The organism is Paenibacillus sp. FSL F4-0097, assembly GCF_038593125.1.
GTDB lineage: Bacteria > Bacillota > Bacilli > Paenibacillales > Paenibacillaceae > Paenibacillus_AQ > Paenibacillus_AQ odorifer.
On record NZ_CP151965.1, the window covers coordinates 4,228,862 to 4,251,920 of the forward strand.

Below are 23,059 nucleotides of genomic sequence, written 5' to 3' on the forward strand. Positions count from 1 at the left end.
TACTGTATAACGTAAAACTTATGCTTTTCTTATATTTTCAAAAAAAAATAAAGCGAAAGGGGCTTGAACTCAAGCCCCTCTCCTCTGTCACTATTCTAGCGACGAATTTCTTTAATTCTCGCTGCTTTACCACGTAGTTCACGAAGGTAATAAAGCTTAGCACGACGCACTTTACCACGACGAGCCACTTCGATTTTTTCGAGTTTAGGCGAGTTGATTGGGAATGTTCTTTCCACACCAACACCGTAAGAAATTTTACGAACCGTAAAAGTCTCACTGATTCCACCGCCACGACGTTTGATTACAACGCCTTCGAACAACTGGATACGCTCACGAGTTCCCTCGATAACTTTTACATGCACCTTCAAAGTGTCACCCGGACGAAAACTAGGGATATCTTTACGAAGTTGCTCTTGCGTAATAGCTTGTAGGATATTCATTAAGGACTTCCTCCTTCCGTACAGGTGTTCTTGCCTCTTCCGGAGAGATCTGAGCTCTCCCTCATTATCCGCAGCGGACCACCGTATTCCACACAACAGAGTTAATAATATCATAAAGGACGGGCTAATACAACTTATTTTTCTATTTTATAACGGTAACATATCTCTTTTTTTTGCCTTAGACTGGCAGTCTTTACACAAGCCGACCACGGTTCCATTGTCTTGAGCATAGAAGATCAACTTCCCATTCTTCTTCTTGCAAGAAGAGCAAGGTTGCTCCCCTGGACTCTGTTTGGCTTTGCGATGACTATCCATTGAGATCACATTACTGCTAGTCGTGCGCAAAGGATCGCTTGAGCTGCTTGTTTTCTTTTTCTGAACGATATAATACCCAACACCCAGCGCTAGCAAGACAAGCAAAATAACTACATATTTCATCTGGCTCCCTCCGCTCTTCATGATTTACTTGAGGTAAGAAAATAAAAAGACCGCCCTGTGATGCAAGTAAGGCAACGGTCTATATCGTATTCGCAAACTAGCCTTAGCACATCTCACTATAAAAAGCGCTTTTCAGTAGCTGCTGAAGATTATATATGAGAGCATCTTCGCTCTTTTTATATGTACTCTTACCCATTTTAATGTGAGCGTAAGATCTATATTTCATTTTAGCACAATTGAAATTTGAAGTGTAGTGAACACTTTTTAAATACCTAGTCTTTGGTCCAGTATATTAACCCGCCTACAGCCGTTTTTACAATAAATCCCCATAGGCTATACTTACAGAAGTACGTACATAACGTAGCGCTTAGGGAAGAACACATATACCCAAAAATAAGGAGGATTTTATTCAATGAAAAAGAGTAATACAACTAGCGTAATGGCAGCTGTAGCCGTCTTGTCCGTCGTACTTCTGGCAGGATGCACAGAGTTACCGGGTAGGCAATCCGCTAATAATGAACTAGGAAAGAATATTACTGAAGATGTGCAGCAAAATATTGGTGAGGCTGTGAAGCAAGAGCTAGGTAAAGCCGCTGCAAGCGTGGAACAGGCCGTTCAGGATACAGCTACCAAGGTGGTCGACGAAGTTAAAGCAAACAGCATTAGCAAAGAACTATCCTTATCTAAAGAGATCGGCTCTGCTTCAGTGCTTAGCATGAACAATGCAGTGGGAGAAATAGAAGTTACATCAACTACGGGTGATCAAATTAATGTGAGTGCGACAATCTTAGCCCATAACGGCTCCGCTCATAAAGCTGACCGCCAGAAAATCTTGGATGACGCTGAGATTTCAATAGACGTTAGTGGCGATACTCTGAAGGTATCTACAAATTCCAAATCAAATCCGAAGAAGGACTTATGGACTTGGGCTCAAGACAAATACGGTTATTCAGATTTTAGCATTAACTATACCATTGAGATCCCCACCCGTATGGATGAATATCAAATCACCAATAATGTCGGGCAAATTCGTCTCCGCAATCTGGACGGAAATTACCGCGTCGTCAGCAACGTTGGAGCTATTGATATCGAAGGAGCTAACATCACCGGTAAGTCCACTCTAGAGTCTAATACAGGAAGCATACGCATGGATATAGCCGGAATGAAGAGTGATAGCCGTCTTAAAGCGACAACAAATGTAGGTAGCCTCAATGCTGTTCTAGCCGATGGCGTGAAATGTAGCTTGGTGGCTAAAAGTGATCTAGGCCAGATCACCGGGGTTGAGGGTGGCAAACGTGATGTTAACGGAGGAGGTCCTTTGTTGTCCTTAAGCTCTGATATAGGTGCAATTACAGTAGAGTAACCAACCACTAAAAACAGACCGTCCGGATTAGCGGACGGTCTGTTTTTGCATCATCATATCAGATTAATGCAATAGCCAACAGCGTGAACAAGCTGAGAGTTAAAATATTGTCAGCAGCATAAGGGTAACCAAAAAATGCAGAAGTCTGCACAGGTCCATTGGATCCTGTTCTTAAGTAAACATTATATCTGTCCACATCTGTAATCACACCTTCATGCTGTCTGCCATCAGTAGTCAGGATACGTACCCTTCTATTCTTACAACGTAAGCAATTATAATAAGCCTCCACTAGTGTACTCCTCCTCATTCGTAATGATATACTCTATGGTGAGGAGTACAGGTCGGTAACGGCTAAGTTACATAGGTCATTTGTTTGGATCGATATTTACTTTCCGTTCTCTGCATTTTTTGTATTCCCAAAGGTTATATATAAGGAAAGACATATTCTCGGCTTGTTATCCGTACCATCCTATCCATTCAAGGAGGCCAATCGAATGAATGTAGCACGTAAACAGTTTATTAAGGAAGGCGTACTGCGTATTACCATCTTTATTATTTTATCATCGCTTACCTATACCGTTCGCAACTATGCATGGGCAGTTACTGTTCTCGTATGTTTTGCGCTTTACGCTCTACTTACAGGAGTATATCGCCTCTTTCGCAAAGAGTAGAATGCGCCTCCACGAATTTTTATAGTTAACCAAACGCCCCCTTTCCAAAGAGTTTTTAATTCTCCTTGAAGAGGGGGCGTTTACATTCTGACCAGAATCACAGGGTTTGACCTCTTTGTAGAGCACAATAAAACCATTAGATGTAGTGAACTTTCGTTCGCTATACTCTAATGGTTTTATTGGACTTGCTTATTCATACTTAATTATTAATCTTATATGTTCAAGCTTTAAAGGGCGAATGGGAATTACGATTTGCGATTTGTATAATAATCGATAATATCATTCACGGTGCGGAGCGGCTCCGCATCTTTGTGGATCGTGTCCACGCTAGGCTTGAATTCTTCACGCGTCTTCGTAGTCACTTCAGTTCATTCCTTTCAATAGTTAAGCTTGCTGCATCGTAAGCTGCATATAGTATTACGCCACCTCTATCTATTACCCCAAATAGAAGAGTTCAACGCACCTATGCTCATTTGTTTTGGAAATTACGCAAAAAAATACGAGATTATAGCCCTTCTTATACTTAAGTAAACATAACAAAAACGCCTCCTTAACGTAAGATACGTTAAAAAGACGTAAAATATGCCTGTTTTATTAAAATTTTACTCCGGCTTGATTTCATTTTTCAGACGTTCCAGTGTTTTCTTGTCTTTCAATGTTAGTTCTGCACTTTCGAGCAAATCAGGTCTACGTTCAAGTGTACGCTGTAACGCTTGCTCTCTCCGCCATACTTCGATGTTGGCGTGATGGCCACTCAGCAACATATCTGGTACCTTCCAGCCGCGAAATTCAGCGGGTCGAGTGTAGTGAGGATATTCCAACAGCCCTGTACTGAACGAATCCGTGATCGCAGAGGTTTCATTTCCAAGCGCCCCTGGCTGTAGCCGAACTACTGAATCAATAACCGTCAGTGCTGGTAGTTCTCCACCCGTTAGCACATAATCGCCAATCGACAGTTCATCTGTAACCAGATGCTCCCGTATCCGCTCATCGTAGCCCTCATAATGACCACATATAAAGATTAGATGCTGCTCTTGTGCCAGTTCCTCAGCAATCTTCTGATTATAGGTCTTTCCTTGTGGGCACATAAGAATGATGCGTGGCTTCACAGAGGAAGGCGACGGGACTGCAGATTCAGAACCATTCTCCAAAGGACTAGCCTCGATCCCCAATACATGTTCTACCGCTGCAAAGATCGGGTCAGGCTTTAGTACCATACCCCCGCCCCCGCCATACGGTGTATCATCCACACTGTTGTGCTTATTTCCTGAGAAATCACGAAAGTTCACAGCATTCAAAGATACAATCCCTTTTTCGCGTGCCTTACCAAGAATACTTGTGCTAAATACGCCTTCGCACATCTCCGGAAAGAGCGTTAGCACATCAATTCTGATCATGGCAATAGTCCTTCCATTAAGTGAACCGTAATTCGTTTGGCCTCAATGTCCACGTTCAGCACTACATCGTTAATTACAGGGATAAGGATGTCTTGACCTTTAGCAGGCTTAACAACCCACACGTCATTTGCACCTGGCTGTAAAATTTCCGTAATTGTGCCAAGCGGTTCACTTCCAGCATCATCCGTATAAACTTCACAGCCAACGATTTGGTGGAAGTAATATTCATTCTCTGGCAGATCAACCAGATCATTACTTGGCACCTTAAGCAAACTTCCCTTATACTTTTCCACTTCGTTAATATTGGTATATCCCTTAAGCTTAACGATAAACATACCCTTATGCTCTCGAGCGGATTCTACAGTCACTTCGAATTTTGCACTGCCATCCGCAGGAATGACGAACAGCTTCTTGTCTTTAGCGAAACGAACCTCAGGAAAATCGGTATGGGATAATACTTTAATCTCCCCGCGAATTCCATGTGTATTCACAAGCCGGCCTACGGTTAATTCTTCCGTCATATAACCCTCTCCTCTACAAGCTTCATCTATATATTTGAACAAAAAGGAGCCGGGATATACTATCCCTAGCCCCTCATTGTACGCATTATTTAAGATAAAATATCTACAGTTACGCGTTTATCGCTCTTGACTGCTGCAGATGTGACTACTGTACGGAGCGCCTTGGCGATCCTGCCTTGCTTGCCGATGACCTTTCCTACATCATCTGGATGTACGGACAGCTCATAGACAATCAAATGCTCTTTCTCCACAGCCCGTACCGTCACATCTTCTGGATGATCCACTAAAGCCTTAGCAATTACTCCAACTAATTCTTCCATAGAGGACCCTCGCAATCAGTCATTATTTCTGTTGCTTAAGCTCATGAAACTTCTTCATCACGCCTGCTTTGGAAAGCAAGTTGCGGACGGTATCAGATGCTTGCGCACCTGTTTGAAGCCATTTAAGAGCTTTTTCCTCATCGATCTTAACTACTGCCGGTTGTTCAATCGGATTATAATAACCGATTTCCTCGATAAAACGACCGTCACGAGGGGACCGGGAATCGGAAACCACTACACGATAGAAAGGCGCTTTATGCGCTCCCATTCTTTTTAGACGAATACGTACTGCCACGAAAAATCACCTCCTTATAATAGTTTCCAACATTAGTTGGTCAGACATTCAAGATCATTTAAAAGGGAATTTCAGCCCTTTTCCACCACCAAGACCTTTAAGCTGCTTCATGGCATTTTTCTTGGAGGCTTTGCCGCCTCCGCCCATCATGCCGGAGAATTGCTTCATCATCTTACGCATCTCATCAAATTGTTTGATGAGGCGGTTGACCTCAGCGACTGAGGTTCCGCTGCCGGTTGCAATACGCTTGCGGCGGTTATGGTTAATGATCTCAGGCTGTTGCTTCTCCGCCTTAGTCATAGAATGAACTATGGCTTCAACGCGTCCCATTTGCTTATCGTCGACCTTTAAATCTTTAATGCCCTTGGCTTTGTTCATACCCGGAAGCATATCAAGAATTTGATCGATAGGGCCTAGCTTCTTCACCTGATCCATTTGCTCTAGGAAATCGTCGAACGTAAACTCTGCATTACGCATCTTACGTTCCATTTCTTTAGCCTTGTCAGTATCAATGTTCGCTTGGGCTTTCTCAATCAGCGACAGCATGTCGCCCATACCCAGAATCCGCGAAGCCATACGTTCCGGATGGAACGGCTCCAGCGCGTCGATCTTCTCCCCTAAAGCGGCGAATTTGATCGGGCAACCGGTAACAGCTTTTACTGACAGTGCAGCACCACCACGGCTGTCGCCGTCGAGTTTCGTCAATACGACCCCTGTAAGCTCAAGCTGCTTATTAAAGCTCTCGGCTACATTCACGGCGTCTTGACCCGTCATAGCATCTACTACAAGAAGTACTTCATCAGGATTTACAACATTGTGAATCTGCTTGAGTTCTTCCATTAGTTCTTCATCAATATGCAGGCGGCCTGCAGTATCGATAATAACATAATCAAGTCCGTTATCCTTCGCATGTTGTACAGCTTGTCTGGCAATTTCTACCGGACTAGTCTGATCACCAAGCGAGAATACAGGAACCTTAATCTGTTCTCCCAACACTTGCAGCTGCTTGATAGCAGCAGGCCGGTAAATATCTCCCGCAACCAGGAGCGGACGATGATTGCCCTTCTGTAACAGCTTAGCTAGCTTACCCGAAGTGGTTGTCTTACCAGCCCCTTGTAGACCCGCCATCATAATGACGGTCGGTGGCTTGTTCGACTTGGCCAGCTTCGCTTGGCTTCCGCCCATCAGCTCGGTTAGTTCCTTGTTGACGATGTCGATAATTACCATGCCAGGCGTAAAGCTGTCCATGACTTCCTTGCCGATGGACTTTTCTTTCACCTTAGCCACGAATTCTTTAACTACCTTGAAGTTAACATCGGCTTCCAGAAGGGCTAACCGCACTTCACGCATAGCTTCGTTTACGTCTTCTTCGGATACTTTACCTTTACCGCGTAGCTTGCTGAACACATTCTGCAATCTTCCGGTTAAACCTTCAAACGCCATATGCAGATTTCTCCCTTCATGCTACTCTAACCTCTGCAAGCGATCCACGATCTCCGCGAACCGAAGTTTATATTGCTCAGGCAGCATCCCATTCTCCGGCAGTCTGCGCAGCTCTTCTAAATATTTAGTACGACTCTCATGTTTCACTAATAGTCCAAGTTTTTCTTCATAATTCTCAAGGACTTGCTCAGCCCGCTTAATATGCTCATAAACAGCTTGGCGGCTGATTTCAAATTCAGCGGCAATCTCTCCCAAGGAAAAATCATCGTGAAAATAATATTTAAGAAACGTTTGCTGCTTATCTGTAAGCAGTCGTTCATAGAAGGCAAAAAGCAAATTGATACGATTCGTTTTCTCGAGCCTATTCTCCTGACTCATTAAGGACAACCCCTTCGTCAAGGAAAAACACTTTACACCTTCACAACGTCCCTTATGATACCTAAAAGAAAGAGAGATGTCAAGCACTTTTGCTTGTCATCTCTTTCTTTATTAAAAATCCATATTTTCCGCGATAAATCCGCTTGAAATTATTGGATTGGCAGTACATAAATCAATATGGCGAAGAAATGTGTGACACTGCCCGCAAGAACAAAAACATGCCAGATCGCGTGATGGAACGGAAACCCTCTCCATACATAAAAAACTGTACCTAGAGTATAAAGCACTCCTCCAGCCATCAACAGAATCATGCCACCATCCGCTACCACTGCTGAAAGAGGATTCCAGGCGATAACAATCAGCCAACCCATAGCAATGTAGAACACCGTAGACATGAACAAGAACTTTTTAACAAAAAACGCTTTGAAGAAAACGCCAAATACTGCGATTCCCCATATAACACCAAATAAACTCCAGCCAAGTGTTCCCCGAATAGCTACTAGCAAAAAGGGTGTATACGTGCCTGCGATAAACAGATAAATAGAGGAGTGATCGAAAAATTCGAACAAATCCTTCGCCTTACCCTCTTTGAGACTATGCACAAGTGTTGAATTGAGATACAGAAGCAGCATTGTCGTTCCATAAATGGAGAAGCTGACTACATGCCATGCCGTTCCTTTCAGACTTGCAAAAACAACAAGCAGGACAAGTGCAGCGACGCTTAATACAGCTCCGATCCCGTGCGTAATCGCATTCGCGACTTCTTCTCTCCGGGTGTAGGTGTGAGTATTTGCCATATCCATATCCTTCCGTCTAAGCTTTCTTTCTATTATACCACGCGGACCTCACTGGATTACAGTTTGTAAATCTCCGTGTATTTCTCCTCCAAATAATCAGCCAGATAATCTGGACTGAGCGGCTCACCTGTTACTTGTTCGATAATTTGCGAAGGGGTCAGACTTTTTCCGAAACGGTAGATTTTTTCTGTTAACCATTCTTTAATCGGCAAAAGATTTCCCGCAGCAATCAATTCATCGTAGTTCGGCAGCTCCTTGCGGAGTGTATTCAAGATTTGGGCAGCATACATATTTCCCAAAGAGTAGGATGCAAAATATCCGAAGTCTCCACCGGACCAGTGCACGTCCTGCAATACACCAAGCGCATCATTAGGCGGTGTAATACCTAAATATTCTTGATATTTAGCATTCCATACCTGAGGCAGATCTTTGACAGATAGTCCTTCATTAAAAATAAGCTTTTCGATCTCGTAACGCACAATAATGTGCAGATTGTATGTAAGCTCATCTGCTTCAATTCGGATGAATGAATTTTCCACACTGTTAATAGCCCGGTAGAAATCCTCTACATCTACATTAGCAAGCTGCTCTGGGAAATGCTGCTGCAGATCACCGTAATAACGTTGCCAGAACGCACGGCTGCGGCCAATCATATTCTCCCATAGTCTCGACTGAGATTCATGAATCCCCATCGATGCGCCTTGAGCCAGCGGTGTTCCCACTAAATCTTGGCTGATATTTTGTTCGTAAAGCGCATGTCCACCTTCATGCAGTGAGCTGAAGACGGCGCTAGTCACGTTATCAAGTAAATAAGCGGTCGTAATACGAACGTCACCTGGATTCAGCCCTGTAGCAAAAGGATGCACACTCTCATCCAAGCGGCCTGCGTCGAAGTCATAGCCCATTTGCTTCAGAATAAAGTTACCAAACTTTTGTTGCTGCTCTTTAGGGAAAATCTGCTGCAAGAAGCTGGTATCTGGTTTATTAGGTGAAGCAGCGATAGCTTCCACTAACGGAACCAAGCGGCTGCGGAGGCGACTGAACACTTCATCCACCTTTTCTACTGTGAGATCAGGCTCATACATATCTAGTAGCGTATCGTAACGTGTGCCATTAACACCCCAATAATCGATGAACTCTTGTTTCAGAGCTACGATTTTACTCAAATAAGGTTCAAATGTAGCAAAGTCATTGTTCTCCTTAGCTTCTTCCCAGATCGTTTGGGAATGAGCAGACAGGACAGCGTACTCTTCAAATCTTTTGGACGGAATACTCTTACTGCGCTCATACTCTTTGCGGCAATCGTTGACGATCTTTTGTTGATTAGCTGTAAGCTGGCTCAACACTTCTGGACGGCTGAAAAATGCTGTAAAGTCACCCATCTCCTGTGAAATCTCAAGTCTGAACAATTCTCCACTCAGCATCCCAATCGTACCGGAACGAACTTCTACTCCCTTACGTGGTGCACCTGTGCGCAAATCCCAGTGCATTAATTCTATGGCCTCTGAATATCCACTGATTTTTGCTAATAACTCGCTGAATTGTTCCCATCGTTCCTTTACTTGTTGTTCCATTCTACTCCACCTGCTTTCTCTGTTTTACAGACTCCTCTTGATGATACTTTTTTGAATGAGTATAATCAACTTCAGAGATACATCTCTAATTTTAAATATTTAATGAGTTACATAAGAAGCAGACCATGCTTCGAACAAAAATCAAGGAGCGTGAACAGGGCTATGATGATTCAAGTTACACCTCTCGCAGAAAGGAAGTTGAAGGAAAGGCTTGGAGATCAGCCAGGATTTTTCAAGCTCTTTTATGATACGGTAGGCTGCGGGTGTGACGGAATTAATGTGTTACTGATTGTTTCAGAAGTGGAGCAAGGCGATTCTAGGATAGAGACGAATTCTCTTCCCTTTATCGTAAGCCGGCAACAGGAAATCTTTTATGAAGACAAGATGCGACTCGATGCAGAGGAACGTTTCTCTTCCTATAAGCTGGTCAGTGATTCTCAGATTTATGGCAACAATATCATGGTAAGAGATATGCGCAACGTAAGTACAATTCAAGGAATTTAAGGGAGGAAGCTAATATGAGCCACGTATCAGAAATTATTAACTTTAATAAAAGTTTTGTAGAGAATAAGGACTATGAAGCTTATTTAACCAGTCGTTATCCTGACAAAAAAATGCTGATCATCACCTGTATGGACACTAGACTCGTTGAATTATTGCCGAAAGCCATGAATTTCAAAAATGGTGATGTCAAAATCATCAAAAATGCTGGTGCGGTTATTTCTCAACCTTTTGGTAGTGTTATGCGTAGTGTAATGGTAGCTCTATATGAACTAGATGCTGAAGAAGTAATCGTGGTTGGACACTATGAATGCGGTATGGCCTCCCTCAATGCGGACCATATGATCAATTCCATTAAAGAACGTGGAGTATCTGAAGAAGTGCTGTCTACACTGGAGAATTCCGGAATCAAACTTACAAAATGGCTGCGTGGGTTTGACAATGTCGAAGAAGGGGTAATTCAGACTGTGGACCTGATTAAACGTCATCCACTGCTTCCCCCTAATGTACCTATCCATGGCATGATCATCGATCCGGCAACCGGAGCGCTTGAGCTTGTCGCTGATGGGTATAAGTAACGAATGACGACTCTCTAACTGCTGTTTGCGTGGATCCTGGATCCACGCTTTTTTTGTGCATAAAAGTATAAATTATGATAAATAAAATTGAAACCTTGTGGGGCATGTCTGCGTATTACCGACCATACACAAAAATTCATGCTCACAGGAGGGTTTTCGTACTAAATGAAACCAATGAAACGCGTAATGATGATTCTAATGGCCTTCACTCTGTTTTTTGCAGTGGTTGCTCCAGACTTTGCCGATGCACGTCGAGGTGGCGGCGGATTCAAATCCGGCACTCGCAGCTATTCAACAACCCCAAAAAAATCAACAACAACAAATAACATCAAAAAAAGTGACAGCACTAAAAGCTCCACAGCAGGATCTGCTGCAAATACAAAACGTGGCTTCTTCAGCGGCGGCAGCTTAATGAAAGGCATGATGATCGGTGGTTTGGCCGGATTATTATTCGGTGGAATGTTTGGTGGAATGGGAGCTTTTGGTGACTTCTTAGGCTTTGCCGTTAATATGCTAGCTATCTATGTATTGGTTATGCTCGTGATGTCCTTCTTCCGTCGTAGAAAAGAACGTCGCCGCTTAGAAGAACAGGATGGTCGTTACTAATGTCTACAATTGTTCTAAGCATGGATGAGATCATCAATGCCCTCTGTCTGCACATGGCGGAACGAAAGGCTGTTCGCCCAGAGGATGTTCAGGTAGAACTGAGCTGGGAAGAAGATACCGGTTACTCTGCAGAGGTTTGGGTACAGGGCCGCAGTCAATTTCTAGTGGAGTCCAATATGATTGAAGCGATCTTGCGTTACATGCTCAGCGAATATGGTGTTCGCGCCTATCGTGAAGATGTAAGACTGGACCTGGATGAGGAAATCACAGCGATTGTAAATACAGGGAACTAATGATAGTAAAAGGGACAACCCGAGGGGTTGTCCTTTTTTGATATAACGCTATTCATAGAAATATTGCTTTACCGTCCCTACTCCGTCTGCCACTTCAATTTCTGCATAAGCTCCATTAATAAAAGTAACCTGCGGCGGGACATGACCACAATCGATATCATAAACGATCGGTACCTTAAGCTCTTCAAATAGTTCAGCATAGATATCCTCGGCAGTATAGTTATCCACAGGCCGATTAGCTGGACTTCTGCCAAACATAATCCCCGAACAATTCTCAAACCACCCTGCCAGCTTCATCTGCACTAAAGATCTGCGTAAATCCGCTGTGTTCAATTCACAATTTTCCAAATACCAAACTATAGGTTCGTCATGAATCATTTCTTGCTGAAAATGCTGGAGCTTTCCATAAGGTGTGCCGATCAAATGCCTAATTACATCTATACAACCACCCAACAGACGTCCTTTCATCGTTACAGCATCTGTAGTTAGAGACTTCCAATAAGTCTCCTCTGTCAAATGAAAAACGCATGGCGAAGGCACATCATGTTGCCATTCCCGCTGATATTTAAGAGATGAATGCTGCACAATGGACTCACCCACTGGTGTCTCTAGAACCGCATGCCAGAGGGCTGTAGTATCATCCGAATACTCTCCCCGTAAATCAATGAGATTCGCTCCGTGGGCAGTAGCCAACCCGGTTGTCAGCGTGACCGCAAGCAGTAAGACGCTTATATCTGAATATCCCACGATCCATTTGTCCTGCAAAGCATCAAAATCAATAAATTCCAGAGCTTCAATTAACAATTCCCCGCCCCAAGGCGGAATAAGGACATCGATTCCATCATCTTTGATCATCTCATTAAACTCATGACCACGAACATTGGCTGGTGCAGATTTAGCCTTATCTTGCTTCCATGCCGTTTCGCCGATAATGACATTAAATCCTTGCGACTTCAACCGGCTGGAGGCCAGTGTTAGTAGTTCTGCATTTTGAATGCCTACTCCAGATGAAGGTGCTGTAACGCCTATCGTCGCATTTTTTTTCAAAAAAGGGTATCTAATCATATGCCACCTCCCAGAGTTTGTACCCATTATATCCCTAAAGTGATAATGAGAACACCTTCTTCTAACACATACTTTACGCCTACAAAAAAAGGACCTGGCGGGATGCGTCAACGTATGACCGCAAATCCTGCACATGTCCTTCTTCAATTAAACCCAAACACTAGATTAAAGAGATAGCAAGCAGTTCAAACAACACAAGCGGTAAAATCACATTATTATTGTATGGGGGACCTGGATAAGGTCCTGGATATGGGCCAGGTCCCGGGCCCGGATGAGGATGATACGGCTGATGAGGGTTGTAAAACCCGCGGGGCATTTGCCCATTAGCTGCAACGTTCAGATACAAGTGTTTATTATCTACTCCGGCTATAACGCCTTCATGTACAAAGCCATCTATTGTCTGTACGTTCACCTTATGGTTAAGGTATGGCTTGCAAGATTGATGTAGGGAATCGCGGACACCGTGCAGGTGCCGGATCACAGCAGGATCAGCCTGATAAATCACATTCTGTTGCTGCCCAGTGTTAAATGTCGACATGGATGTTCTGACCTCCGTAAATGGATTTGCTCCATTCTATGCAGAAGCCTAGATTACGGTGCCTATTAAATGGGCTTTTCTTAGAATGGCAGAGCGACCTTCTCAACCTTAACATTTACAGAAACTAGAGACAGTCCCATCATATTCTCAACAGCATTTCTTACATTTTGCTGCAGCATATAGCAGACCTCTTGAATCACACATCCGTAATTAACTATGACCTGAAGATCGATGGCAACATCCACTTCTTTTACTTCAACGGACATTCCTTTTTTTACATTTTTACCGCTTAGACGTTTAGCCCAGTTGTCCGAGATACTGCTTCCTGACATGCCGGCAATACCCGGTGTGTCCAGAACCACTTGCCCGACGATCGAAGTCACCACATCATCTGAAATATGAATTAGTCCTTGCTCCGTTCCTTCATTCATAGAAATCCCTCCATAATGTTTTATTAACTTAAGAGATATCCGGACTCTCCTCTACCTCTACCTCTATCTCTACCCGGCGTTGCTTGACAAACAAATAATAGGCCTTGGTCAAGACGATTTTAACAATCATATACAGCGGAATAATCAGCAATATCGCAATGATCCCGCCTAAATCACCGCCAACTAATACCAGGATAATCGTTGTCAGTGGATGAATATCGAGCTTTTTCCCAAAGATGTAGGGAGCGATTAAATTATCCTGTATCTGCTGCGCTACCAGAACAATGATGATGGACCAGACGGCTATAGACGGCGATTGAATGAATCCGATGATGAAAATAGGGATACTAGACAGTATCGCACCAATAAAAGGCACGAAGTTCATCACAACTGCGATTACAGTCAACAGCAATGCATATTGCAGGCCGATAATAAGGAAACCAATATACATCAGAACGCCTAAGGCTAAATTAACAAGCACCCGGCCCACGATAAAGCCACTAAGCGCACTGTCGATTTCAGTCATCATTGTAGTTCCTTCTTCACGATACTTCTTTGGAAAGAAACTTACAATCTTACGTCCGAATTTCCCACCTTCCTTAAGCATGTAGAATAACATAATCGGAAAGGTGAATAAAATGATCGCGAAATTCGAAACAAAAGAGAACAATCCTGATACGTAATTCGTTAACAGCGTAAACCCTTTATTCAAATAATCCGTCAATGTGGAGGCTGGATTAGCATCAGCAGGGATCAACGCAGACAGAAATTCATTATCTTCTAGTTTCAATAGCTGTTGATTCAAGGAGGCAATGAGATTCGGCATATTATCGACGAAATTAACTAATTGTGTACGAAGTGAAGGCCAAACGCCGATAATAAAAGCAAACAGAAGCACTAAAATAACTACATATACGATGATAATCGCCAAAGAACGATTCAGCTTATATTTCTCCAAGGTATCGATCAGTGGCCGCAGCAGGTAATAAAAGAAACCCGCCAGCATTAAAGGCACTATAATGACACTGAACAAAGACAGGATCGGTGTGAATAAAAAATCTACGCGTGAGCCTAAAAATACAATGCCTAACACTAAAAGAATCGCTAGACAAACTCTGATGAAATTGTTCAGTTTAGCCATAGTTTCTCTCCCGTCTTCTGATTTGGATGTCTTCCAGCTCGTTATTTCGGAATCCGGATGGTGAATACCGTAGGTTCCTTCTTTCGTCGACTGAGATGAAGCGTACCCCCCATTTTCTCTGTATTTTTCATAGCTATCGAGAGACCTAGCCCTGTTCCTCCCGAAGCTGTCCGCGCTTTATCTCCCCGAACAAACGGATCAAACATTGTGGACCACAGCTCTTCTGGAATACCCACTCCAGTATCAGCGATTTCAATCGTGACTTCTTTCTCCAAAGGGATCACCTCCACACGCAAATGTGTACCTGGAGGATTATAGATCAGTGCATTGGAGATCAAATTATGAACCACACTCGAGAGCAGCTCCGCATCAAAGTTCAAGAACACATCCTCTTCGGGAACATTTAGATGCAAAACAAAATTCTTTTGTTCAATCTCTCCGTAGGTATCTGCAATGATTTCACGAATAAATTCGCCCAGTTCTTGATGCTCCATTCGTAGCAAGAAATCCGGTGAATCTATTTTTAACAGCTCCAGCATGTTCTGAATCAGCTTAGTAACCTGTGAGGATTTATTATAAATATAGCTTAAATATCTTTTTTGGCGTTCTTCATCCTCGCCTCTACCCTCTACAAGCGCCTGGGCAAAGCCCTGTATACTCGTTATCGGCGTCTTCAGATCATGAGATAGATCAACCATCATCCGTTTCTTACTTTCCTCTGCCTGGCGTTTTTCTTTGGTCGTCTTTTCAATTACGTCTGCCATATAATTAAAAGTCTCTCCAATTTGCGAAAATTCCTTCTCTGCATATAAAGCGATTCGAGTATCATAATTCCCCTGAATCATCTGCTTCAATCCAAGCGTGATGATACGCAGTGGTTTCCTGATTCGCCGCGCTACCCAATAGCTGTACACGATAATTAGCAAAAGAATCATTCCCACACCCAAAAAGACGTAGTATGAAAGCGAATGATTAAAGTAGGCCACGAAGGGATCACTATTAATGGTGATGGTGATAGCTTCCCGCGGCAGCTTCAAGAGCAGCCACTCCGATTCGCTCTGAGCATTTAGCGTGGTCAACGAATAAAAGTAAGCTTGATCTTCTCCATTTTCCAAACTTTTTAAAAGCTGGTTACTGGTATATTGGGTTACACCGTCTTTTTTTTCTCCAACAACCTTGGTGACCTTCATGTCTTGATCCAAGACCTCGATCCATCCCCCGCTCCGCAGAAGACGTTTGGTTTCTATCCCATGCTCCAGATTATCTCGATAAGCACTAGCCTCCACCTTCAAATCAGGATCAGCGATTTTATTTTTTTCAAAAATATGGGTCACATCAAGATTAATAAACAAATAATATACAATCACGAGAAAAAACAAAATACAGATAAACAACAAAAAATCCAGCGTCAGCGATGATTGTAAAGGTCGTTGATCTCTATTGCTCCATAGGCGCTTCAATTTTGTATCCCAGCCCTCTAATAGTCTTTAAATATACTGGCTTTTTGGAATCTTCCTCAATTTTTTCCCGGATATTGCTGATATGTACCATGATACTATTATCTTCGTACACATAGAAATCTTCCCACACGGCCTCATATATTTTTTTGCGTGTAAAGACTCGTCCAGGCTGCTTCATCATTAGTTCCAAAATTTTGTACTCGGTAGAAGTAAGCACCACAGGTTCACCAGAACGATAGAGCAGACACTGGCTTTGATCCAGCATTAATTCACCTAATACAATCTGCTCAGCTTCTTTTTCCTCAACAACTTGCGCATCGAAATGATGTACACGCCGCAGCAAAGCTCCAACACGGGCTACTATTTCTAATGGATTAAACGGTTTGGAAATATAATCGTCGGCTCCTAGTTCAAGACCCAGAATTTTGTCATGATGTTCGCTTTTGGCGGATAAAAATAACACTGGAAAATGATGAACCTCGCGGATCTTTTTCAATAATTGCAATCCATCCAGACCCGGCATCATAATATCCAGAATTGCCAAATCAACTTTATGGTTCTGTACCTGCGTTAAGGCTTCAGTACCACTGTTCGCTTCCAAAATGTTGTACTCTTTCTCTAAATATAATCTTAGCAATTCCACAATTTCTGCTTCATCATCAGCGATCAATATTGTATACATGATAATCCCCCCATCTAACTATATTCTGTGATTATTAACAGAGCCTAAACACAATCTAAAGAATAGCTAAATTATCACATAGGAATAAAATAAAAATCGCACACGGGAAACCGTCCCATGTACGATCGTAATTTGTCTGGATTGTGAGGATCACTACTTTAAAAAGCTACGCCAATTCCGCCTTCCCCAGCATAGGTTCCCATAACCGGACCCATGCTTGAGAGTAAGACTTCTTTAAAGGGATGCTTTAGTAAAATGCGTTCTTTAATCTCGAGTGCCAGCTTCTCACAATTACTGTGTACAATAGCGATAACCGCTTTCTCGTAATCATGCTGCTTCTCATCCAAATGCGCTAGCAGACGATTCAGTGCTTTTGGAAGACCCCGGGTCTTCTCCACTACTTCGACAGTGCCTTCTTCGCTGATTTTGAGCAGCAACTTTATATTGAGTACAGACGCTACGGCTCCCGAGAGCCGACTTAGACGTCCGCCTTTCATTACATTCTCCAGAGTGTCCAGCGTAAAATAAGCGTTAACTTCCTCTATCTGCTGAAGTACCTTTTCCTTGAGCTCTTGCAAGCTTGAACAAGTTAAAGACCACTGCGCCGCCAGTCCAACAATCAATGACAGCCCGCCTGAGAAGTTTTTGGAATCTATAACCTCTATTGCATTGGTATGTCCTTCATCCTTATACATTTCCATAGCAATCATAGCCGTCTGATAAGTGCTACTAATATTAGAGGACATACAAATGACCATAATGTCAGTTCCCTCCTCCACTTGCTTGAACTTCTCAAGGAATTCGTTGGGACTTGGACTAGCTGTGGTAGGCAGCTCCTTGGATTCGCGCATTTGAGCATAAAAGCTTTTCGTGTCCGTATCAGCCGGCATTAACTCATGCCCAAAATGAACCGGTAGGTGGATCACGGAAACATTATACTTCTCCATGTAGTCAAGGGGTAGGTCTGAACCGCTGTCTGTTATGATCTTGATTGCCATAATATAAGTACTCTCCTTTCAATATCAGTACTATTATAGCCACCATAAAATGAAATCTCCAGTAACCTTTATAACTTGAAAAATTCTTCGATCTGTGTTATGTCTTTCTTCCTTAACTTGTCCTTATATGATATGGTTTATGAATAAGCGTATAGAAATGGAGTGTATGTATGAGTAAGGGTAGAGTATGGAACAGAGGCAAACATGATGGTACAGGACTATCGAGGAAAAAAACCGGAGATCAAGAGGGTGCAGCTTCTACTGAAACTGAATCCACTGAACCTTCGAATGAACCTTCCAATTCAAGAATTGATACCGTAAAACCGATGAATCGCACGAATTGGGTGACCAGACCCACCCGAGTCAGCAATAAAGATTCGAAAGACAAACGATAATTCATACATTCTGAGATTTGAGGACCCAGATGACGTTATTGGCAAATTCCCAGCCTTTTGAGCAGAGTTTCGGACTCCAGAGACGTTATTCCGTAGAATGAGGTTCATATATGGTGTCTTTAGTGCCATTAGTGGCTATGCGGTCCGTTAGCATCCCAAATGTGGAGTAAAACTGCGTTTAAGGTCATCTGTGTCCGATAGTTATCTTTGTACATGCAAAAGTAATGAAATCCAGCGAACAACAAAAAGGGTTGTCCCAGTAGCCATTTCATCATTTCATGGCTTATGGAACAACCCTCTTCTATTTTCTACGCCATATATCCTAACTCCGCTTCATCTCTGGAGGGGGCTTCGCCAATTAACTGCTTCAATAGTTTTTTCATCATTACCGAAGCCTTTACTTTGGTATGAAGACACGGAGAAACCTCTATTTCATAGTTCCCTTGTTTGATAGCTTCCTTCAATTCTTCCACAGTTGAGCAGGAGTCTTGCAGACGATTCACAACACTGCCATACTGCAAACACTGATGACTGTCACTGCCAGCAATCACAGGCACACCCAGCTTCTCAGCAAAGGGCGTGATCAGGTTCTTATAAGTCTCCACCCCCTGCATGTAAATATCCTTAGCGTTGAAATCAAAAGCATCTAATCGCTGAAGCAATGCCGGATCCAGTTGATGTAAAGGCGTAGAAGTTCGGAAGGGGTGGGCTCCGATTTTCCAAAGATTATGTTCATCGGCCATATCAAGCAACTGCTTAAACGGTATGAAATTCCCCTCCTGAGTATGCTCATCTAGTAAAGCGCGGACAGCTAGAACATTCTCCTTCAGTCCGATCAACAGGATATGACCTGTCTCCGCGATATCCACTTCCATGCCTGGAAACAGTTTAAGTCCGTTCACATCGTAATAATGCCCGTTATAGGGATAAGTCTGATCCAGCGCATCATACATCGCAAAGAAATTAGAAGTATTAAAATGCTCGGTCAATGCTACAGCCTGTAATCCATTTGCCTTGGCCTCGAACATCATCTCCGCAAAATATTCGGGGGAAAACGTAGATTTTTTAGATAATTTACCATGGGTATGCAGATCAATATTCATCATGTCTAATTCGTCTCCTTTGAGCTTGTAAGTTATGTTAATACACCAGTTCAGGGTAGAGATAACCAATACAGAATATCAAGATGACATAAGCAGTGGATCCGGATAAAAAGTACCAGTCGGTCCGCTTCATTTTCAAATAAGATAACTTGATCTTCTTCACTTTCTTATTATTTAGGCCGTAGCTAAATCCCCGAGTCTCAAGTGCTTCAATCGTTGTTCGAGAACGTTTAGCTGTGTTCAACATGAGCGGGTAAAATGCCAGAATGACGATTCGCAAATAATACGTTATTGTTCGCCAATAGAAAATTCCATGTTGAAGCGGTCGTTGCCCTCTCAATCTAAAGGAAAGTAGGATCTGATGGAATTCCTCTAGTAAAGTAGGCAAAATACGATAACCATAAGATAAGCTGAATGCAAAAGTATCAGGGATTCCTAAGGACAGTAAGCCGTCACTAAGTCGTTCCGGATCAAGACTAGAGAAAACCGTAATACTCGCCAGCGAAATCACCGAAAGCTTAAGCGTCAGTGTCAGCATAGGCAGCAAGGATTCAATCCCCCCGCCGAAAAAGAGCGACAATATAAACATCCAGCCAATCTGGCTGATCAAGCCGAGACATAATATAAAAATAATATAGGGGCTGACCCGGGAGAGGACGGTTGTTAAAACCATAAGCACGAACATCCCTAACAGGATTGTCCGGTTATGTACAAACCAAGGCACGATGGCAAAAAAGAGATACCAGAGCAGCAGGGTTCGCGGGTCCAGCCTGCCCAGAAAAGTGCTGCTGCTGTTATATGCGGTCCCGAGTAACTCCAATTTGATTTGTTCTACAGATATACGGTCAAGTGCCCGTTTAACGGCTTCCATGGATTGCAGCTACCTCCTTCTTTTCCACTAAACTCACAAACTCTTCTAAGCTACTGCAAATTCTAGGGAAACCGAGCATACGACTTAGCTCCATCAATTGGGTCTGGGCCAGACCCGCACGCCGTAAAAGAAGGCCGTCAGCGAAAATTTCATCCTTCGTCCCATCCGCAATTATCCGCCCTTGATGCATTACAATTATTCTGCTGGCCCATTCAGAGACAAGCTGCATATCATGAGTTGCGATGACGACCGTCTTCACATGATTACGAAGCGTCTCCAGCACATGTACCATTTCTTGTTTGGTCGAAATGTCCAGATTAGCTGTCGGTTCATCAAGCAACATGATAGCAGGCCTAACCGCGGCACCAATCGCCAAGGATACCCGGCGCTGCTGCCCTCCACTTAGCAGTCGGGCATCCCGTTCAGCCAGCTCGCTTAAGCGAAATGCCTTTAGCATCTCATCCACTCTTCCATCCGTATCTGGTAGTTTCCGCGTCTTCAGATAATAAGCAATTTCCTTACGCACAGAATCCTCGATAAACATTTCCTCCGGATTCTGGAATACGTAAGCTACCGTACCGGAGAGACGTTCAGGCGGTAGCCCGTTCACCGTCATTTCTTTAACCTTTACGGTTCCAGCTATAGGTCTGACAATACCAGCAATCAGCTTCATTAATGAAGATTTACCTGCTCCGTTGTTGCCAATAAGAGCAATGGACTCTTCCTGCCCCAGTTCTAGCTGAATTCCATTCAGTACAGGATGCAGCACCTTATGAATCGTACGGTAAGAGAGGTGAACATTCTCCAGCTGAACGATAGAATTTTTTTCTTTTGCAGCTATGGGGAGCTGCTCTTGCATACGTCCGATTGGAAGTGTCTCCTTGGCATCCTGACGAAGCGTCATACGGGTACTGCCTTCCTCAGCATTTAAGGGAAGCAGCTTTGTCTTCTGATCATCGGGCTGTAGCAGCCAAGCCGCCCGGGTCACATCCGGTGGGTATATGCCCAGCTCTAGCAATTCTTGTACAGATGACAAAGCTTCACGCACAGGCTTCTGCCAGCGCATTTTACCTTGATCCATCAGGACAACATTTTTGCAATAATCCGCAATAAATTCCGCATGATGCTCAATCACTACAATGGTCTTTCCATGCTCCTCATTCAAACGCTGCAAAATATCATAGATATGACGGGCATGCTGCGGATCCAGCTGGGCTACGGGTTCGTCGATCACCAGAATTTCCGGATCCATAGCTAGTGCTCCGGCCAGAGCGAGCAGATGTTTTTGCCCACCACTTAACTGCCAAATAAATTCGTGCCTCAAGTCACTAAGTCCGGTTAACGCCAGCGCACGCTCTCCCCGTTCCTTGTAATCCGTAAATCCATAATTCAGAGGTGTAAAAGACACATCATCAAGCACCGTCGGCCGTACCAATTGATTCTCGAAATCCTGATAAACATAACCGATACGCTTGGACAGCTCTGCTACACTTTTTCCATCCGCAGATTGGCCGCAAACTGTCACCTCTCCACTGAAATCACCAGTGTAATAATGTGGAATTAAGCCGTTAAAGCATTTGCAGAGAGTAGATTTCCCGGAGCCATTACTGCCGATGATCGCAATAAAATCCCCTTCTCCCAGTCGTAAGTCTACGTCTTGCAGTACTGGTTGTTCAGCTCCCGGATACGTAAAGTTAATTTTGTTCAATTCAAGAATTGTATTACGCATCTGCTTGACCCGCTTCCTGTCTTTTTCGTGCCGAACGCCGAAGCAGTGCAATAATCGCCGTTGCCGCTACAACAGCCGCTACCAACATACTGAGCCAAATCAAGGTCTTTTCATTCGATTCCGCGCCTGCAAGCTCAAAATCACCGAAGTTCCAGCCCGATTCCGATAACAATTCCGAACCCACCGCTACCATCACTAGAAAGGTTCCGGCAATGACCAACTTAGGAGATAGCCATGCTCCTGTTGCATATTTCATATTCCGCTCACGTGGCTTCATGCCGAGCAATGGTTCAATTTTTCCATATAAACGCGGAACCAGATACATAGTAGGAATTAGCGCGAACAAAATACCGGAGAAGAGGACATCATTCAAGAACCCTACTCCCTCAATTACAACGATACTTTCTGCCAGTCCTTTAACAGCCTCTAGCTCTTCTACCCCTACCCATACCTTCACAATATCTATAACGGAGCTAAAAAACTGGTGAATCGCCACGCCGGTAATCGCAGCCACTCCAACCTGTCTACGATTCTTCGGATCAGACACCATGCGGCCTGCGGTATACATCGCCAGTGAGAAGGTAATGAATTTCTCCAGCTCCCCTAAACCTCCAAATTGGCCTAACATCAATTCCCCGAAGATTACCTCACCAACAGCTGCTCCGACCGCCGCATATAAGGGGTGAAACAACATACATAATGTCAAAGGAATGAAGGCGAAATATTCAATGGATAATTCAATCGGGCCCAGTTTGATCCCAGGCACTAGCTCGGTAAACATATTGGACAACCCGTAAAGCGACATCGACAGTACAAAAATCATCATTTTTTGTGACTGAGTCAGTGTGTAACGCGTTTTTATCGTGCTCATGAAATATTTGGCCTCCCAATAAGAATTTATCTTCATTATAAGAAGGCCATGTCATCACAGCTTTTTTCATTTGTTAAATGAGAGTAATATTTTTTTCAATATTTTTAACGTTGTAAAAATATTTACAACATATTCACACGTTATATTCTATCTATCGCAT

General features: G+C 43.4%; 29 protein-coding genes. 7 read left to right on the forward strand and 22 right to left on the reverse strand.

Annotated features, from left to right (window positions below; translation table 11 throughout):
* Positions 1 to 95: 95 nt before the first annotated feature.
* Positions 96 to 440: a 50S ribosomal protein L19 gene (gene rplS / locus MHH86_RS18925; protein WP_036688590.1), complete on the reverse strand. Its 345-nt coding sequence runs from the start codon at positions 438 to 440 to the stop codon at positions 96 to 98.
* A 147-nt stretch (positions 441 to 587) separates the two neighbouring features.
* Entirely contained in the window at positions 588 to 878 is a 291-nt protein-coding gene (locus MHH86_RS18930) for a hypothetical protein (RefSeq protein WP_051491579.1), read from the reverse strand.
* A 412-nt stretch (positions 879 to 1,290) separates the two neighbouring features.
* Here MHH86_RS18930 and MHH86_RS18935 point away from each other — a divergent pair, with 412 nt between their 5' ends.
* Positions 1,291 to 2,241, forward strand: coding sequence for a hypothetical protein (locus tag MHH86_RS18935; RefSeq protein ID WP_036688593.1), 951 nt, complete (start codon positions 1,291 to 1,293; stop codon positions 2,239 to 2,241).
* Positions 2,242 to 2,299: 58 nt separating this feature from the next.
* On the opposite strand, the gene MHH86_RS18940 is transcribed toward MHH86_RS18935, so the two are convergent.
* Positions 2,300 to 2,530 carry a hypothetical protein gene (locus tag MHH86_RS18940; protein WP_036688596.1) on the reverse strand — a complete coding sequence of 77 codons (231 nt, stop codon included), beginning with the start codon at positions 2,528 to 2,530 and terminating at the stop codon, positions 2,300 to 2,302.
* A gap of 205 nt (positions 2,531 to 2,735) precedes the next feature.
* Between MHH86_RS18940 and MHH86_RS18945 the strand changes: the two genes are divergently transcribed.
* Positions 2,736 to 2,912 (forward strand): hypothetical protein, encoded by a 177-nt coding sequence (locus MHH86_RS18945; RefSeq protein ID WP_155288145.1) that lies wholly within the window; start codon positions 2,736 to 2,738, stop codon positions 2,910 to 2,912.
* A 602-nt stretch (positions 2,913 to 3,514) separates the two neighbouring features.
* On the opposite strand, the gene trmD is transcribed toward MHH86_RS18945, so the two are convergent.
* The 8 genes from trmD to MHH86_RS18985 all read right to left on the reverse strand — a co-directional run bounded on the left by trmD (position 3,515) and on the right by MHH86_RS18985 (position 9,637).
* Positions 3,515 to 4,306 carry a tRNA (guanosine(37)-N1)-methyltransferase TrmD gene (gene trmD, locus MHH86_RS18950; RefSeq protein WP_036689109.1) on the reverse strand — a complete coding sequence of 264 codons (792 nt, stop codon included), beginning with the start codon at positions 4,304 to 4,306 and terminating at the stop codon, positions 3,515 to 3,517.
* Entirely contained in the window at positions 4,306 to 4,830 is a 525-nt protein-coding gene (gene rimM, locus MHH86_RS18955; RefSeq protein WP_036688599.1) for a ribosome maturation factor RimM, read from the reverse strand. The genes trmD and rimM overlap by 1 nt, the downstream gene beginning before the upstream one ends.
* 89 nt (positions 4,831 to 4,919) lie before the next feature.
* Positions 4,920 to 5,150: a KH domain-containing protein gene (locus MHH86_RS18960; RefSeq protein WP_036688600.1), complete on the reverse strand. Its 231-nt coding sequence runs from the start codon at positions 5,148 to 5,150 to the stop codon at positions 4,920 to 4,922.
* 22 nt (positions 5,151 to 5,172) lie between these two features.
* A complete protein-coding gene (gene rpsP, locus MHH86_RS18965; RefSeq protein WP_036688604.1) occupies positions 5,173 to 5,445 on the reverse strand; it encodes a 30S ribosomal protein S16 in 273 nt (90 codons plus the stop codon).
* 54 nt (positions 5,446 to 5,499) lie between these two features.
* Positions 5,500 to 6,888: a signal recognition particle protein gene (gene ffh / locus MHH86_RS18970; protein WP_036688607.1), complete on the reverse strand. Its 1,389-nt coding sequence runs from the start codon at positions 6,886 to 6,888 to the stop codon at positions 5,500 to 5,502.
* A gap of 21 nt (positions 6,889 to 6,909) precedes the next feature.
* Positions 6,910 to 7,266: a YlxM family DNA-binding protein gene (ylxM, locus tag MHH86_RS18975; protein WP_036688609.1), complete on the reverse strand. Its 357-nt coding sequence runs from the start codon at positions 7,264 to 7,266 to the stop codon at positions 6,910 to 6,912.
* A gap of 149 nt (positions 7,267 to 7,415) precedes the next feature.
* Positions 7,416 to 8,063 (reverse strand): hemolysin III family protein, encoded by a 648-nt coding sequence (locus MHH86_RS18980; RefSeq protein ID WP_036688612.1) that lies wholly within the window; start codon positions 8,061 to 8,063, stop codon positions 7,416 to 7,418.
* Positions 8,064 to 8,119: 56 nt separating this feature from the next.
* Positions 8,120 to 9,637, reverse strand: a complete 1,518-nt coding sequence (locus MHH86_RS18985; RefSeq protein WP_036688614.1) for a carboxypeptidase M32 — start codon at positions 9,635 to 9,637, stop codon at positions 8,120 to 8,122.
* A 162-nt stretch (positions 9,638 to 9,799) separates the two neighbouring features.
* Here MHH86_RS18985 and MHH86_RS18990 point away from each other — a divergent pair, with 162 nt between their 5' ends.
* From MHH86_RS18990 to MHH86_RS19005, 4 genes are all read left to right on the forward strand, one after another.
* The gene (locus MHH86_RS18990) at positions 9,800 to 10,141 is read left to right on the forward strand and encodes an iron-sulfur cluster biosynthesis family protein (protein ID WP_076127099.1); all 342 of its coding nucleotides are present in this window, start codon (positions 9,800 to 9,802) and stop codon (positions 10,139 to 10,141) included.
* 14 nt (positions 10,142 to 10,155) lie between these two features.
* Positions 10,156 to 10,716: a carbonic anhydrase gene (locus MHH86_RS18995; RefSeq protein WP_036688619.1), complete on the forward strand. Its 561-nt coding sequence runs from the start codon at positions 10,156 to 10,158 to the stop codon at positions 10,714 to 10,716.
* Between the two features lie 165 nt (positions 10,717 to 10,881).
* The gene (locus MHH86_RS19000) at positions 10,882 to 11,322 is read left to right on the forward strand and encodes a hypothetical protein (protein ID WP_076127101.1); all 441 of its coding nucleotides are present in this window, start codon (positions 10,882 to 10,884) and stop codon (positions 11,320 to 11,322) included.
* 8 nt (positions 11,323 to 11,330) lie between these two features.
* Complete coding sequence (locus MHH86_RS19005) at positions 11,331 to 11,615, forward strand: YxcD family protein (protein ID WP_036689115.1); 285 nt, start codon at positions 11,331 to 11,333, stop codon at positions 11,613 to 11,615.
* A gap of 48 nt (positions 11,616 to 11,663) precedes the next feature.
* Here the strand turns inward: MHH86_RS19005 and MHH86_RS19010 are convergent, their stop codons facing one another.
* The 7 genes from MHH86_RS19010 to MHH86_RS19040 all read right to left on the reverse strand — a co-directional run bounded on the left by MHH86_RS19010 (position 11,664) and on the right by MHH86_RS19040 (position 17,930).
* A complete protein-coding gene (locus tag MHH86_RS19010; RefSeq protein WP_076218233.1) occupies positions 11,664 to 12,680 on the reverse strand; it encodes a S66 peptidase family protein in 1,017 nt (338 codons plus the stop codon).
* Positions 12,681 to 12,840: 160 nt separating this feature from the next.
* The gene (locus MHH86_RS19015; RefSeq protein ID WP_036688624.1) at positions 12,841 to 13,218 is read right to left on the reverse strand and encodes a hypothetical protein; all 378 of its coding nucleotides are present in this window, start codon (positions 13,216 to 13,218) and stop codon (positions 12,841 to 12,843) included.
* A gap of 80 nt (positions 13,219 to 13,298) precedes the next feature.
* A complete protein-coding gene (locus MHH86_RS19020; RefSeq protein WP_036688625.1) occupies positions 13,299 to 13,649 on the reverse strand; it encodes an Asp23/Gls24 family envelope stress response protein in 351 nt (116 codons plus the stop codon).
* A 28-nt stretch (positions 13,650 to 13,677) separates the two neighbouring features.
* Complete coding sequence (locus MHH86_RS19025; protein WP_076316299.1) at positions 13,678 to 14,790, reverse strand: AI-2E family transporter; 1,113 nt, start codon at positions 14,788 to 14,790, stop codon at positions 13,678 to 13,680.
* Positions 14,791 to 14,831: 41 nt separating this feature from the next.
* Complete coding sequence (locus MHH86_RS19030) at positions 14,832 to 16,157, reverse strand: HAMP domain-containing sensor histidine kinase (RefSeq protein ID WP_256717310.1); 1,326 nt, start codon at positions 16,155 to 16,157, stop codon at positions 14,832 to 14,834.
* A 70-nt stretch (positions 16,158 to 16,227) separates the two neighbouring features.
* Positions 16,228 to 16,935: a response regulator transcription factor gene (locus tag MHH86_RS19035; RefSeq protein WP_170914177.1), complete on the reverse strand. Its 708-nt coding sequence runs from the start codon at positions 16,933 to 16,935 to the stop codon at positions 16,228 to 16,230.
* 155 nt (positions 16,936 to 17,090) lie between these two features.
* Positions 17,091 to 17,930 (reverse strand): DegV family protein, encoded by an 840-nt coding sequence (locus MHH86_RS19040; RefSeq protein WP_036688632.1) that lies wholly within the window; start codon positions 17,928 to 17,930, stop codon positions 17,091 to 17,093.
* A gap of 170 nt (positions 17,931 to 18,100) precedes the next feature.
* On the opposite strand from MHH86_RS19040, the gene MHH86_RS19045 reads away from it, so the two are divergent.
* Positions 18,101 to 18,325 carry a hypothetical protein gene (locus tag MHH86_RS19045; protein WP_076127110.1) on the forward strand — a complete coding sequence of 75 codons (225 nt, stop codon included), beginning with the start codon at positions 18,101 to 18,103 and terminating at the stop codon, positions 18,323 to 18,325.
* A 308-nt stretch (positions 18,326 to 18,633) separates the two neighbouring features.
* Here MHH86_RS19045 and MHH86_RS19050 read toward each other — a convergent pair whose 3' ends face one another.
* The 4 genes from MHH86_RS19050 to MHH86_RS19065 are packed head-to-tail and all read right to left on the reverse strand — an operon-like array spanning position 18,634 to position 22,899.
* A complete protein-coding gene (locus MHH86_RS19050; RefSeq protein ID WP_305953529.1) occupies positions 18,634 to 19,431 on the reverse strand; it encodes a PHP domain-containing protein in 798 nt (265 codons plus the stop codon).
* 34 nt (positions 19,432 to 19,465) lie between these two features.
* The gene (locus MHH86_RS19055; RefSeq protein WP_076316298.1) at positions 19,466 to 20,299 is read right to left on the reverse strand and encodes an energy-coupling factor transporter transmembrane component T; all 834 of its coding nucleotides are present in this window, start codon (positions 20,297 to 20,299) and stop codon (positions 19,466 to 19,468) included.
* Positions 20,286 to 22,028, reverse strand: a complete 1,743-nt coding sequence (locus MHH86_RS19060) for an energy-coupling factor transporter ATPase (RefSeq protein ID WP_076316297.1) — start codon at positions 22,026 to 22,028, stop codon at positions 20,286 to 20,288. The genes MHH86_RS19055 and MHH86_RS19060 overlap by 14 nt, the downstream gene beginning before the upstream one ends.
* Positions 22,021 to 22,899, reverse strand: coding sequence for a cell division protein FtsQ (locus MHH86_RS19065; protein WP_076127114.1), 879 nt, complete (start codon positions 22,897 to 22,899; stop codon positions 22,021 to 22,023). The genes MHH86_RS19060 and MHH86_RS19065 overlap by 8 nt, the downstream gene beginning before the upstream one ends.
* Between the last annotated feature and the right edge of the window lie 160 nt (positions 22,900 to 23,059).